12 protein-coding genes and 1 pseudogene are annotated in these 15,158 nt (G+C 36.7%); 6 read left to right on the top strand and 7 right to left on the bottom strand.

The features are described from left to right. Positions 1–46: 46 nt before the first annotated feature. From M2372_RS12720 to M2372_RS12700, 5 genes are all read right to left on the bottom strand, one after another. On the bottom strand, positions 47–1,282 hold the full coding sequence (locus tag M2372_RS12720) for an MFS transporter (protein WP_123320462.1): 1,236 nt from the start codon (positions 1,280–1,282) through the stop codon (positions 47–49). A 92-nt stretch (positions 1,283–1,374) separates the two neighbouring features. Then, positions 1,375–1,737 (bottom strand): hypothetical protein, encoded by a 363-nt coding sequence (locus M2372_RS12715; protein ID WP_115968113.1) that lies wholly within the window; start codon positions 1,735–1,737, stop codon positions 1,375–1,377. 69 nt (positions 1,738–1,806) lie between these two features. Then, positions 1,807–3,306, bottom strand: coding sequence for a GH3 auxin-responsive promoter family protein (locus M2372_RS12710; RefSeq protein ID WP_123320463.1), 1,500 nt, complete (start codon positions 3,304–3,306; stop codon positions 1,807–1,809). Between the two features lie 137 nt (positions 3,307–3,443). Further along, on the bottom strand, positions 3,444–3,746 hold the full coding sequence (locus tag M2372_RS12705) for a hypothetical protein (protein ID WP_115968110.1): 303 nt from the start codon (positions 3,744–3,746) through the stop codon (positions 3,444–3,446). 180 nt (positions 3,747–3,926) lie between these two features. Beyond that, positions 3,927–4,322, bottom strand: coding sequence for a hypothetical protein (locus tag M2372_RS12700; protein ID WP_123320464.1), 396 nt, complete (start codon positions 4,320–4,322; stop codon positions 3,927–3,929). 251 nt (positions 4,323–4,573) lie between these two features. Between M2372_RS12700 and mfd the strand changes: the two genes are divergently transcribed. From mfd to pth, 6 genes are all read left to right on the top strand, one after another. Beyond that, positions 4,574–7,942, top strand: a complete 3,369-nt coding sequence (mfd, locus tag M2372_RS12695) for a transcription-repair coupling factor (protein WP_123320465.1) — start codon at positions 4,574–4,576, stop codon at positions 7,940–7,942. 374 nt (positions 7,943–8,316) lie between these two features. Then, entirely contained in the window at positions 8,317–9,138 is an 822-nt protein-coding gene (locus M2372_RS12690; protein WP_115968105.1) for a hypothetical protein, read from the top strand. Between the two features lie 8 nt (positions 9,139–9,146). Continuing rightward, entirely contained in the window at positions 9,147–9,965 is an 819-nt protein-coding gene (locus tag M2372_RS12685) for a hypothetical protein (protein WP_123320466.1), read from the top strand. Between the two features lie 9 nt (positions 9,966–9,974). After that, positions 9,975–10,715: a hypothetical protein gene (locus M2372_RS12680; protein ID WP_123320467.1), complete on the top strand. Its 741-nt coding sequence runs from the start codon at positions 9,975–9,977 to the stop codon at positions 10,713–10,715. Positions 10,716–11,106: 391 nt separating this feature from the next. Beyond that, positions 11,107–12,048, top strand: a complete 942-nt coding sequence (locus M2372_RS12675; RefSeq protein WP_115968638.1) for a hypothetical protein — start codon at positions 11,107–11,109, stop codon at positions 12,046–12,048. 85 nt (positions 12,049–12,133) lie between these two features. Beyond that, positions 12,134–12,697 carry an aminoacyl-tRNA hydrolase gene (pth, locus tag M2372_RS12670; RefSeq protein ID WP_123320468.1) on the top strand — a complete coding sequence of 188 codons (564 nt, stop codon included), beginning with the start codon at positions 12,134–12,136 and terminating at the stop codon, positions 12,695–12,697. 170 nt (positions 12,698–12,867) lie between these two features. Here the strand turns inward: pth and M2372_RS12665 are convergent. Together M2372_RS12665 and M2372_RS12660 are read right to left on the bottom strand one after the other, a co-directional pair. Further along, positions 12,868–13,506 (bottom strand): annotated as a pseudogene (locus M2372_RS12665) (carbonic anhydrase family protein); the annotation flags it as partial. Between the two features lie 45 nt (positions 13,507–13,551). After that, complete coding sequence (locus M2372_RS12660) at positions 13,552–15,144, bottom strand: SulP family inorganic anion transporter (protein WP_115968098.1); 1,593 nt, start codon at positions 15,142–15,144, stop codon at positions 13,552–13,554. Between the last annotated feature and the right edge of the window lie 14 nt (positions 15,145–15,158).

Below are 15,158 nucleotides of genomic sequence, written 5' to 3'. Positions count from 1 at the left end.
TTTAGGTTTGATTTAAGTGTTCTTAAATCAATTGATAATAAATTTGTTAATATTGCATTTTTCTAAGCTTTGAATTGGTGCTTCCTACAATTAGAGCAATCAGAACTGTCATGCATCCTCCAAATACCACCGAGCGTACCACTCCCAATGCTTTGGCCATTACTCCGCTTTCAAACTGTCCCATTTCATTGCTGGACATAATGAATATTGAGTTCACACTTAAAACCCGTCCTCTTATATGGTCAGGGGTTTTTAACTGTACAATAGTTCCTCTGATGACCACGGAGATCCCATCAAGCATTCCGCTTAATATAAGAAACATAAAAGAAAGCCAGTAAAGTTTTGATAATCCGAAGCCAATGATGCAGATTCCAAAACCAGTAACTACTGCAAGTAATATTTTTCCCTGGTTTTTTCGTAAAGGAACAATAGATAAAAGAGTGATAATACACATAGAGCCAATATCAGAAGCTGCATTCAGCAAACCAAATCCTTCAGCTCCCGAATTCAGGATATCTGTTGCAAATACAGGGATCATTGCTACGGCTCCTCCAAAAAGTACAGCAAACATGTCAAGACACAAAGCGCCCAGAATTTCCTTGGTTTTAAAAATATAGGAGATTCCCTCACGCATGCTTTCCACCACATCTACATTTTCTTTCTTATACTCAGAATATTGCTTATTCAGGTGCCAGAAAAAAAGCGAGGCAATAAATATCAGGGATAAAATAACCACCAAAGTCCACTGTACTCCGAAATATCCGATAAGAAGTCCTCCAATAGCATGTCCACATACAGAGGATATCAGAAAGGTTGCCTGGTTAAGAGTAACAGCATTAGGCAGATTTTCTTTCTTTACAATTTTAGGAATCATAGAAGGAACAATAGGGCCGATAAAGGCTCTTGCAATCCCTGTGAAAAATATAACCCCATAAATGTAGTAAGTGATCTGATGTCCTGTAAAATGCATTTGAACATTAAGAAAAGCTGGAATAAGAAGCAGTGCAATCAGAAAGATATAAGCATAATTACAAATGAGCAGCAATCTTTTTTTCTCATTCATATCAATCACATGTCCTGCATATAGAGCACAGCTTACCGCAGGAATTACCTCCGAAAGGCCGATAAGTCCTATTGAAAAAGGGTCTTTGGTTAATTGATATACCCACCATCCCAATAAGGTGGCAAGCATTCTGAAAGCTAAAACAATAAAAAACCTCCCAGTAAGAAGATTTCTGAATTCAACATTTTGTAATGTTTTTAACGGGGTAAAGGAAATCATGAACAAAAATAGCCCTAAAAATTTATTTAGAGCTATCAGTATATTGTTTTTTAAAAGATATAATAAATATATATCAAAAGATAAAATCTATTTTAGTCTGCTCTTGAAGAGCTGAGTACAATCGCTGCAACACCTGCAGCTCCGATAATGGTGGCTCCAGTTGCAATTCTTGCTTTTCTGCTGTCTTTCACTGCAGCAACATTCGATTTAGGAATAATTACTTCTGTACTGTCTTTTTTTCCGGCCGTACCTACAAGATTATCTCCTACAACGTTTCTGAATAATATTTTCTGCTTCGGAGACCCGTCTCTCATGGTAACTTTGTAAATTTTACCGGCTTCCAGATTGGAATAGTTGTTTTTTGAAATATCCTCGCTGTATTTTGTAGTAGCGCAAGACGTAATGACAAATAAAGACGTTAATAAAGATGATTTCAACAGTACAGATGCTTTCATTATTTTCGTTTAGTTTTTCAAATTTATAATTTTTTTCGAATATACGTTTTTGGAATTGAAAAAATATCTTTAAAGTTTGTAAATTTCTAACAGATCTGCGATTTTTCTGTCGTTGGCTAATCTTGGGGTTTTATTCTGGCCACCCAGTTTTCCCTGAGATTTAGCATATTCATGAAACGCATTTTTCTTGAGTCTTGTAATCTGAAGCTTTTGTAAAATATTTCCGGAAATGAGATCCTCATAATAGGTATTCCTCTTTCTAAGCTGCTGATCCAGTTCATTTCTGAATGTTTCCAAGTTTTCAGGATCCTTTTCAAATTCAATCAGCCATTCATGATAAGGAAGACCTTCACCTGGATTAACTTGTGGCGCAAGATGGAATTCGGTGATCTGTGCCGGATGCTTTTCAAGAGTAGCTTTCATGGCTTCCTCTACTTCAAACGCAATCACATGTTCTCCGAATGCGGAAGTAAAATGTTTAGTTCTTCCGCTTACCAACAGCCTGTATGGATTTTTATCAATAAACCTGACTACATCGCCGATAGAGTAAGCCCATAATCCTGAATTGGTTGTAAGGATCAGTGCGTAGTCTTTATTAAGCTCAATTTCTTTTAATGTTAATCTTCTGGCGTTTGGCTTCCCATATTCTTCCAAAGGAATAAACTCATAAAAAATACCATGATTCGTTAAAAGTAAAAGCCCCTCTTTGGTATAATCGTCCTGAAAAGCAAAGAACCCCTCAGATGCGGGGAATGTTTGGATAATATCTACTTTTCCACCCAATAAATCCTCCATTTTATCACGGTAGGGCTCATAATTTACGCCGCCTGTAACGATAAGTTGAAGATTAGGAAATAATTGTTTTATCTTTTTTCCGTGTTTTTCAGTCAGCTTTTCAAAATACATGATAAGCCAGGGCGGTATGCCTGAAATCAGGGTCATGTTTTGGTTTTCCGTTTCTTCAACAACCTTATCTACTTTAGCCTCCCAGTCTTCCATAATATTGGTTTCCCAACTTGGCAATCTGTTTTTTTGAAGGTAGCTTGGGATATGGTGAGCAACAATGCCGGATAATCTGCCGGTTTTAATTCCGAAAACATCTTCCAGTTCCGGACTTCCCTGTAGAAAGATCATTTTTCCGTTAACGAAATCAGCATTGTTTTTCTTGCTTATATAATGAAATAAAGCACTTTGAGCTCCTGCAATCTGATAAGGCATTCCTTCCTTAGAGATAGGAATGTATTTTGAGCCGGAAGTTGTTCCGGAAGTTTTGGCAAAGTATTCAGGAGTATCTGTCCAGAGAATATTGGACTGTCCTTTTTTTACTCTTTCGATGTATGGTTTTAAATCTTCATAATCAGCAATGGGAACTCTATTCTGAAAATCCTTTACAGAACGGATGTTTTCAAAATCGTGTTCCCGCCCGAAAAGTGTTTTTTGGGCGGTACTGACAAGGGAGATCAATACATCCTCTTGGTTTTTCTCTGCATTTTTTTTGAATTCCTCTGCCTTTTGAACATGTTTTTTTGCCCAAATCAGCGCTGCGTTTTTCTTGAAGAAGTTTAACATGGTTCAAATTTATAAATAAGTAGAGAATTGTGGAATTATTTTTAGAACGTAAGGCATAAAAAAACCGATGAAACGAATCCATCGGCCTTTCTCGAAATTTGATTATGAAAATAACAACTATATGTTGATGTTATGCTTTATTTATTTGTTTTATACCTTTTGTCCGGAGTGCCATCTTTTTTCAGATGCTTGTTTTCTTTATATCTCTTATCCGGAGTACCGTCTTTTTTCATTTTAGCAGCAGGGGCAGGTTGAGATGGTTTTGCCTCTGCCGGTTTAGCTGTTTTAGCAACCATTGGTTTTGCTGCTTTTACTTCTGCTGGTTTAGCAGCTGCAGCTTTTACAGGGGCAGGGGTTGTATGAGTAGCGGGAGCAGTCTGCTGAGCAGTAGCAAGGCCCAGTCCTAAAACTAATGACATTGCTGATAGTAATTTTTTCATAAGAATACTGTTTATTTTTTGTTGAATAAAGATATACAAAAAGCAGGCTAGAAATTTTGGTTTTTTAAACTTAACTAAAGTTTATTACAGCTTAAAAAAAAATTAAAGCAGCTTGCTGAATAATAAAAAAAAACCTGTTTCCGGTTAAGAGAACAGGCTTTTACATGAACAACAGATGGGTTAACGTGTACAGTTAGCTGTCCAGGTTTTACCATCCTGAATGTATAAAATTTTCAATGTATTATTGTCAATTCTGATATAAGAAGTGGCAGTAGATCCCACCATCACTAAGGTATTATCTCCCTGTTTGCTGAATTCTATTCCATTCAGACTAGGAATACCGTTTGAGAAGGTAAAGTTGTACTTGGTGCCACTGGCAATTTTCGTTACAAATACACTTCCGGCATCCGTGTTGGTATTGGTAGAGCCTCCATCATTATAAGATACACTTCCTTTGTAGGTTCCTGCAAAAAAGTCGTTGTCTGCCGGATCATCATCCTTGCTGCACGACGAAAAAGATAATACTGTAAAAATCAACAGCATCAATACTCCTAGAATTTTCATTGCTTTTTTCATAATACTACTTTTAATGTTTGGTGTATTTAAAAAGCCAAACACTATGCCATGGGAAAAAATGCAATCTTTTTTAACAGGTTATTAAATGAATTAGTAAAAAATTAAGATTTAAATAGGCTAAGTCTTTCATTTTAAATCTAAAAGTCTGGCTGATTTCTATTCAAAGAAAAAAATATCCTTACCTTTGTATACCATTAAACGGTTTCGGAAAACTCCCGAAATCGCTTCTGTCGTTTATACCATTACTATTTATGCAGTTAAAATCCATCAACGAAAAATTCCTTCCGGACCTGATGCAAAAAGAGTTCGGAAAAGAAATTTTTACTCAGTTAGAAAATAGTCAGCATATTGCCGTGAAAGGAAGTGCGGGATCCTCAGTTTCTGTATTTGTGGCTGAACTTTTTTTGGTTCAGAAAAAAAATATTCTTTATCTGGTAGATGATAAGGAAGATGCATTGTATGCCAACACCGAAATGGAAGATCTGATTGGAAAAGAAAAAGTATTGTATTTTCCGGCTACCCATCTTGAACCGTATCAGGTAGAAAAGACGCAGAATGCCAATCTGGTATTGAGAACTGAGGTTCTGAATAAAATCAATTCAGGGAGGTCTCCAAAAGTAATCGTTGCGTATTCTGGAGCACTGTCTGAAAAGGTATTAAAGAAAGAAGACTTCAAAGCTATTTCCCATCATATAAAAGTAGGTGATCAGCTGGATTTTGATTTTGTGGATGAGCTGCTTAATCATTATCATTTCCAGCAATCAGATTTCGTTTCAGAACCAGGTGAGTTTTCTGTAAGGGGAGGAATTGTAGATGTATTTTCTTATTCTTATGAAAAGCCATACAGGATCACTTTCTTTGGTAATGAAGTGGAAAGTATAAAAACCTTTGATATAGAAACTCAGCTTTCGGTAGATAAAGTAAAGGATTTTCAGTTGGTATCCAATATGAATTTTTCTGTGACAGCAAGTCGGGTGTCATTGCTGCAGCTATTGCCTAAGGAAAGCTATGTCATTTCCAAAAACGGAATGGTAGGAATGGAGAAGATTAAAACATTCTATGAAAAGTCCCTTGAAAAATATGAAACGTTAAATAAAGATATTGCTCACAGAACACCGCAGGAGCTTTTTATTTCCGATCAGGAGTTTTTATTTGATTATAAGAAATTTAAAACCGTTGATTTTGCAAATGTAGCCATTCAGGGATTGAAAGAAATTGCTGAAATTAAAATGGAGCAGCTTCCACAACCTTCCTTCCATAAAAACTTTGAACTCCTGATTGAGGACATGGAAGAAAAGCAAAAAGATGGGTTTGATACCTGGATTTCCTTTTCAACGGAAAAACAGAAGGAAAGACTGGAGTCTATTTTTGAAGAGCTTGAGCATGAGCTTCCTTTTAAAAGTTTTAAATCTGAACTGCATGAAGGATTTGTAGATAATGGGCATAAACTGTTGATATATACAGATCACCAGATCTTTGACCGTTATCAGAGATATAAAGCCAAAAACACCTTTGCAAAATCAGAACAGCTTACTCTGAAAGATCTGATGTCCCTGAAAATAGGTGATTATATTGCGCATATCGACCATGGAATCGGAAAGTTTATGGGATTGGTGAAAGTGAATAATGACGGAAAAATTCAGGAATGTTTTAAGCTGACCTACAAAAACGGTGATTTATTATATGTAAGCATTCATTCATTACACAAGATTTCAAAATATAACGGACCGGATGGAAGAGAGATTGTTTTGAGTAAACTGGGCTCTCCGACCTGGAAATCCCTGAAACAAAAGACAAAAGCCAAAGTTAAACAGATTGCTTTTGATCTTATTCAGTTATATGCTCAAAGAAAAACAGCGAAAGGTTTTGCTTATACGCCGGATTCTTACCTGCAGAATGAGTTGGAAGCAAGCTTTATTTATGAAGATACTCCGGATCAGGAAAAGGCAACTGTAGATGTGAAAAAAGATATGGAAGCGGATACGGTGATGGACCGATTGGTTTGTGGTGATGTTGGTTTCGGTAAAACTGAGGTTGCAATCCGGGCTGCATTCAAGGCTGCAACAGACGGTAAACAGGTCGCGGTACTTGTTCCTACTACTATTCTGGCATTTCAGCATTTCAGGAGTTTTAAAGAAAGACTTAAAGATTTTCCGGTCAATGTTGGCTATGTTAATCGATTCAGAACTGCCAAGCAGAAATCTGAAACGCTGGATGACCTGAAAAACGGGAAAGTAGATATTATTATCGGAACTCATCAGTTAGTAAGCAGTTCCGTTAAATTTAAGGACCTTGGATTATTGATTATTGATGAGGAGCACAAGTTCGGAGTTTCAGTAAAAGATAAATTGAAGACCCTGAAAAATAATGTGGACACGCTTACGTTAACTGCTACTCCAATTCCAAGGACATTGCAGTTCTCATTAATGGCAGCAAGAGATTTGTCCGTAATCAAAACTCCACCACCCAACAGACAGCCGGTAGATACTCAGCTGGTGGGATTCAATGAAGAGATACTTCGTGATGCCATTTCTTATGAAATTCAGCGAGACGGACAGGTGTATTTTATTAATAACAGAATTGAAAACCTGAAAGATATTGCCGGGCTTATACAGCGTCTGGTTCCGGATGCAAGGGTAATCACCGGACATGGGCAGATGGATGGTAAACAGCTGGAAAAAAATGTACTTGATTTTATGGAAGGAAAGTATGACGTGCTTGTTTCAACTACCATTGTAGAAAGTGGGGTAGATGTTCCGAATGCAAATACAATTTTTATTAATGATGCACAAAAATTCGGGATGGCAGATCTTCACCAGATGAGAGGAAGAGTAGGGCGAAGCAACAGGAAGGCTTTCTGTTTCCTGATCACTCCACCTTATGATATGATTACTTCTGATGCCAGAAAACGCCTGGAGGCTATTGAACAGTTCTCTGATCTTGGAAGTGGTTTCCAGATAGCGATGAAAGACCTTGAAATCCGTGGTGCTGGAGATTTATTAGGTGCAGAGCAGAGTGGCTTCATCAATGAGATGGGATTTGAAACCTATCAGAAGCTTATGCAGGAAGCTCTTGAAGAATTAAAAGATGATGCTGATTTTGAGAATTTATTCGAAAACGAAGAAGACAGGCAAAAGCTCTTCAAATCTGTGAAAGATGTTAATATAGATACAGATCTGGAACTGATGTTACCAGACTTCTATATCTCCAATACAGAAGAGAGACTGTTGTTGTATCAGAAAATAGCAGAGATTAATAATGAAAAAGACCTTCATCAGTTTGAACTTGAGTTGATTGACAGATTCGGGGCGTTGCCGAAAGAAGCAGTGAATTTACTGAAAAGCGTCTCCCTGAAGTGGCTGGCTGCAGATATTGGTTTTGAAAAGATTGTGATGAAGAATGGTGTGTTTTTAGGATATTTCCCAGGTAATCCTCAGGACAAATTCTATCAGACCGACCGATTCAGACATATCATTAATTATTTGACAAGAAACCCTGCGGAAGCTCAGCTTAAAGAGAAATCCGGTAAAGAAGGAAATCAGCTGATGATGAGAAAAGAACGGGTGAAAAATGTAGATGAGGTAAATATTTTACTAAAAGCAATTATTGAACATAATTAAAATATAGTTTTTAAAAAATTAATAAATTTCCTTCAAAAGTTATTAAACCATATAAAAATTCGTTTTTTTATATGGTTTTTTTGTGATTGTTATCATGTTTTTTCTTCGAAATATTCATAGTTGGGAGAATTAGGCCCTTTTTGATGGGGTTAAAGTCACTTTTTAATGAGAAAAGACTGTTGAATAAAGCCCGTTGCAGAAGTAGTTTGAAGTGTCGTGTAATTTTATTTTAGTTTTTCTGATGGCGTAATGTAGAAATAATTCTACTTTTTCATATAAAAAATTCTATGCTGTAATGTGTTTATTTCTATAGGTTTAAGGGGTGTAACTGGAATTTTTTCGATTCGTAATCAGTACCTTTGCAGTCCTTAATTATGAAAAAAATTATATTTACTTGCGTAGTTGGACTCATTTCCTCCTATGCTCACGCACAGGTGGGAATCGGAACCTCGAAGCCAAAATCAACGCTTGATGTAAACGGCAAAACCACCTTAAGAAAAGAACTTAGAGTAGGCGGAACTTCAACGAGTGCAGGAAATGCCGGATTGAATGGCCAGGTATTGGTTTCTCAGGGCGAGGGTAATGCTCCAATTTGGAAATCACTGAATGTTCCTTTTATGGAAGAGGGACAGTACAAATTGATCAATTCATATTTATCTTCGGATCAGGTAGGTATTACAGCACTTTCTAACGGTATTCAGGGGGATGGTGTTTCCAGAAATAGTGTTGGGGATGATATCAATGATACTTCTAAAGGTAAATGGGTGAAAATTGATGGTCTTAAAAATATTTTTACCATTAAAAATGGAAAAAACAGGCTTACTTATCAGTTTCAGACCGGAGTTGAAATGAAGGCACCGGTGTCTACGACTTCTAATAATGTAAGATTTGCTTGCGCTGTTTTCAGAAATGATAAACTGGTTGCCGTACGTCCTGACAGGGTAGCTTCTAACAATAATACGGCAAAAGCTGGTATTCAGGATTATATTTTCACACTTAATTATACAGAACTCAATGTTCCTGTTGGAGTACAAAAACTTGAAATTGCATGTAGAAAAATCAACACTTCAAATGTAAATTCTCAGTTTGCCATAGGCCGTGATGTTCAGAGTTCCAATGGAGCGTCTAATGCGTTTACACTGGAGTCTAATATGAAGATAGATGTTATTGAATACGTAACTTATAAATCCAACTAATTTAAGTGATGAAAAATATATTTTCGACTATACTTCTTGCCTCAGGACTGATGCTCTCAGCCCAGGTGGGTATTAATACAGATTCTCCAAAAGCAAAACTAGATGTAAACGGAGATTTGAATCTGAGAGATAAAATTGCCGTACTTGATGCGACAGATAACACGCTTTCTATTGGAAATAATGACCAGTTGCTGGTTTCCCAAGGTGAGGGATATGCACCTATCTGGAAAACTCTTCGTATTCCAGAATATGAACCGAATAAGTTTTATCTGATCTTTAATAATTCCTTTTCGGATAAATTGGGAGTTGATTTCTCATATTCAGATGAACCTAATATGAGCGCTTCTAAAGGCGCAACTTTTACTAAAGGAACAAGTTTGGGCAGTCTTATCGGATTCAAAGAAATCACTGGTTTGTCACAGAATATCAGTGTGTTCAGTACTGAGAGTAAAGCGTATTTTCAGTTTGAAACTGTAGTACAGGCAAATTTTGGAAGCAATGGAACTACAGATACATCAATAGACTATGCTTGCGGTATTTTTGTGGATGATAAGCTGATCAATTTGAGACAGAATAACTTAAAGGCTAATAGTGCCCAATATCCTTTCATGACACACAATCAAATTGGACTTATAGGAAATCTTTCTAAAGGAAACCATAAGGTAAGTGTTGCCTGTTCAAGGGTTGGATCGTACGGGGATGCTCCCAACAGGAGATTGTCTGTAGGAAAAAATACAAATACCAATATTAACAACTTTATCGCTCAATCATCTTTGAAAGTAGAGGTATATGAAGTTCCACAAGCATTTAACACGATAATAAATTAAAAACCAATTATGAAAAAAATATTTTTTATTCAATTTTTATTGATTATTGGGTTAGTGAGCGCTCAGGTCGGTATTAATACCGCAAATCCAGTTAATAAGTTAGATGTAAATGGAGATATTAATGTTAGAAAAGAGGTAAGAACTGCTGGTACTGATTTATTAAAAGGGTCAGCCGGTAATGCCGGAGACATTTTTCATAACAACTCGGAAATGACTGCAAATGACTGGAAAAGTATTAAAATAGCTGATGGACAGGGAAGTATGTCGTTGTTTTCGATCAATACTGTTGCAGATCAAACGGGAATCTCATTTAATACTAATGGTAACCCTGTACCTTATAGTGAAAATGATGACCTAACGACTAGTTGGCTTGTGATACCTCAGGCTGTGGATACTTTTTCTGTGACAAATATGTCAAATAAGGTAACATTCTCATTTCAAACCACTGCCCAAAAAATGTATGCCGGTACAGCATCAGCAAGTTTTGCATGTGGAGTGTTTGTTGATAATAAACTTAAAGCAGTGAGAACTGATGTATTACAGGGAGACAGTGGGGCTTATAAAATATTTAATCTTAATGCAACGCTTGAGAACCTTAAGCCTAAAAATAAATATTCTGTTAAAGTAGCTTGCATCAACAGAACATTAAATAATACCACACTGGGAATTGGAAGAGCTGTAGATGGATCAACTCTTAGTAATGATATGGCACAGTCAGTTTTAACTATATCTGTATTACAACCTTATTAATTTTTGTATTCATATAATAATTAAGAATCTAAAAGCGTTATGTTTTTAGATTTTTTTTATTTATTGGCTGTAATGTTTGTGGATTTGTTGGTTAAAGTAGTCTGTGTTGTGTAAAATTGAATTATATTTGAACAAATTAAAATATATGGTAAAAAACTATTTTCTTAAAATGTTTGCTGGTATTATTCCTTTCGGGTTGCTGGCTTCATGTCATACGTTTCCGGAACAGCAAAATTCATTTCAGATCGTATGACGGATATCAGAATCTGATGTTTACCTATATGAATTAATAGGTAGATAATCTTTGTTAATCTTATCAGAATATTAATAATCATATAATTTTTATGCAAAAAAAAATTATATTTGTGAAAAAATAATCAATTACCAGGAAATGAAACAAATTTTCTATTTTATCTTATTAATTGCAGGTTTTTCGTCAATACATTCGTGCAAAAATTTATTGGATGAAGACGGGAATCCTCTTTTGGATCTGAATCAGACAGGTGGCCTGAGTGGTCCACGAGCTTTATATAGAGAAATTACAGCTAAAGATACTCTTGCAGAATATCAGTACAGCGGGCTGCAGGTGACCAGAGTGCTCACTGATAGCGCTTCTATTACAGATATTATGTACAGTGGTGACAGAATCAGCCAGATTACCTTCAGAGGTTTTCTTGATCTTGACGGAAACGGAAAACTGGATAAAGACAGTGTTTCCTACAGCCAATTATTCAATTATGGAAACAATAGCAGATTGCAGTCGATTTCTGAAACCCGTTATGTTTTCAGAAGACCACTACCAGTTCCTCCTTCCACTAAGCCAGGTCCTCAGACCTTATTAGCTACAGAAAAATACATTTATGCTTTAAAATATAGTGCAGCTACCACCAAACTGGATAGTATCATTATGAGAAAAGGAGTAGATGTTCCGGGAGTTCAATTTGCGTTTACAGAGTATTCAAAAACAGCATATACTTATGCCGGAGACAATGTATCTAAAGTAATTAGACTTTATGGCCCGGCATCCGGTCCTACTGGAGAAATTTATGGAGCCCCTGTTGAAAAATACGGATACGAATATTATGTTTATGATGAGCAGATCAGCCCATTCACATTATTACCGTTTACTTATAAAATTTCCAGATTGTTATCTACGAAACGTAATGATAAAGAAAGTTTAATTCTTTCTCCTAACAATCCTAAGAGATGGTCTGTAACAGATCTTACGGCACATATTCCGATGCCGATTGTAATGAGTACAAACTATGCCTATGACATACAGACGTATATGACAAAAGGCTATGGAGTAAACTATATTTATAAACCACAATAGAATAGTTTTTTAACAATATTTAAACTCAATCTTCTTAAGGTTGAGTTTTTTATTTTTTATGTTTTAATTTTGCAAAAAATTTCTGATGAAATATTTAATTGTTGGGCTGGGAAACAAAGGCTCAGAATATGAAAATACTAGACATAATATAGGCTTTAAAGTTGCAGAAAAAATAGCAGAAAAACTGGAGGTGTCATTTAATACCGCTAATTTCGGCTGGATGGCAGAAGGTAAATATAAAGGACGAAAAGTCTTCGTCCTTAAACCGGATACATATATGAATCTCTCCGGTAATGCAGTGAGATACTGGATGCAGAAAGAAAATATTCCTCTGGAAAATGTACTGATCATAACGGATGATCTGGCACTTCCTTTCGGAACATTGAGATTGAAGGGGAAAGGTTCTGATGCAGGCCACAATGGGCTTAAGAACATCAATGAGGTATTACAGACTCAAAACTATGCAAGACTTCGTTTTGGAATATCGGCCGATTTCTCTGCTGGACGCCAGGTAGATTATGTGTTGGGTACATGGAATGAAGAAGAATCTGAAAAGCTTACTGAAAGAATTGAAACTTTTTCAAAAGCCAGCCTTTCCTTTGTATTTGCAGGAATCAGCAATACAATGTCAGGGTTTAATGGGAAATAAAGAAATGATGTGTATTTTTTGATCGGAATACTGCATCAGCTTTGATTATAAAATAAAGGCCATCGGATTTCCGATGGCCTTTTGCTGTGTTTTAAATTAATTTCCAATCAATTTATTTGAGCGATGCTCTATTTATATACTATTTTTTGTAACTAGCTGAAATGTTGGGATTATAACCAGCTTACGGCACCCGTTTCAACGTCGTAATTAGCTCCAATGATCTTAATTTTACCTTCTTCTTCAAGTCTTTTAAGAGTTGAGCTTTCTTTACGGATATCTTCTATTGCATTCTTTACGTTCTGATGGTTCAGTCTTTCTAAAAGGGAACTGTTTTTTGAAGAACGTTCTTCATTTTCTTCAATGATATCATTGATGATCGGGTTGAAGTGATTGATCAAGTGGTTTAGATTATCCATTCCCATTCCTTCAATCTGAGCTGCATCAAGACCTCCTTTTAAAGCTCCGCATTTAGTGTGTCCCAGAACTACGATCAGCTTAGAGCCTGCAACGTTACAGCCGAATTCCATAGAACCCAGAATATCCTGATTCACAAAATTACCGGCGATTCTGATACTGAAAACATCTCCCAATCCCTGGTCGAAGATCAGTTCTGCAGAAGTACGGCTGTCTATACAGCTTAATACTACTGCAAAAGGCCACTGTCCTTCACGGGTAGCATTTACCTGCTCAAGAAGGTCTCTGTTGGCTTTAAGGTTATTCACGAATCTTTGGTTTCCTTCCTTTAAAAATTCTAATGCTTTTTCAGGAGTAATAGTAGACTGAGTTTCGTATGTATGTGCTTTCATATAATTGTAATTGTTTGTTGAGTTAAAGTTTAAAAAATTGAGTAGAGCTTACATTGCTCTTTTATGAGTAATTAAAATGTGAGAATCCTGGCTTCTTTCATAATCTCTGTATGAAGTTTTGAAGCCCAGCAACTCTACAGTGATGTCCTCTTCCTTTGCACGGATATTGGCAAAATCCTGAATCATTTCCAATACATCGGTAGCAATGTATGATGTTTCTCTGGCATCAATGATAACATTGGAATTGGCCTTAATGTTTTTCAGCGTTTTTTTAATAGCTGCCTTATTCAGGAAAGAAACTTCTTCAGCCAGTTTAATCTTGATTCCATCGGCATCATCCAGCTTTTCTCTGCTTAAATAATAAGCTCTTTTCATATTTCCCTGAAGAATATAGAAAACAGAGATGGCAAGACCAATTCCCACTCCTTTTAACAGGTCTGTGGCTACAACCGCTACAACCGTTGCTACGAATGGTACAAACTGGAATTTTCCAAGATGCCAGAAATGTTTGAAGGTAGCAGGTTTTGCCAGTTTATATCCTACCAGGATCAACACGGCGGCAAGAGTTGCCAACGGGATCATATTCAGGATGAAAGGGATCGTTAATACACAAACCAATAAAAGAACACCGTGGATCATAGCTGATACTTTAGAAGTTGCTCCTGCATTGGCATTGGCAGAGCTTCTTACCACTACAGAAGTCATTGGTAGCCCTCCGATAAATGAACTTATAAGGTTTCCTATACCCTGTGCCTTAAGCTCAAGGTTGGTGTCTGTAATTCTTCTCTGTGTGTCTAGCCTGTCTGAAGCTTCAATACAAAGTAGAGTTTCAATAGAAGCTACAATGGCAATAGTTGCTCCTACGATCCATACCTTAGGATTGGTGAAACCTCCGAAATCAGGCATTGTAATCAGATTTTTAAAGTCATCCAGCGTTTGTGGAACAGGTAATGATACTAAATGTTCCGTACTGATAGCCAAAGCACTTCCTGATAATTTGAATAGTTCATTCAATAATATTCCGGCTAATACGGCTACTAAAGCTCCGGGAAGCATTTTCATTCTTTTAAGACTTGGAATTTTATCCCAGAGGATAAGTATTCCTATAGATATTGCCGTTACAATCATAGCTCCCGGATGAATAGCTCCGAAAAGTTCTGTGAAATAGCCAAAGTTCAGTCCATTACTAAAAATAGACTGGTTCCCTTCATAATCTTTATCGAATCCCAAGGCATGGGGAATTTGTTTTAAAATAATAATGATACCGATCGCGGCAAGCATTCCTTCAATAACGTTATTGGGGAAATAATTGGAAATACTGCCTGCTCTTACAAAGCCTAAAACCAATTGGATGAGGCCAGCAATGATCCCTGCACATAAGAACAGTTCGAACGCTCCAAGATCAGTGATCGCAGTAAGTACAATAGCGGTAAGACCTGCCGCAGGCCCGGAAACCGATATGTTTGAATTACTAAGGAATCCTACGACAAGACCACCTACAATCCCGGAAATAACCCCGGATAATGGTGGCGCCCCAGATGCCAGAGCGATTCCTAAGCACAAAGGAAGTGCTACTAAGAATACAACGAGCCCGGAAGGGAAATTCTCCTTGATTCCTCCTAATAATGATGTTTTTTTCATGATATTTTTTGAAA

Source organism: Chryseobacterium sp. BIGb0232 (assembly GCF_024810195.1).
Lineage (GTDB): Bacteria > Bacteroidota > Bacteroidia > Flavobacteriales > Weeksellaceae > Chryseobacterium > Chryseobacterium pennae.
Note: the sequence above shows the minus strand (reverse complement) of the source record. Positions and strands in the feature narration are given on the sequence as shown.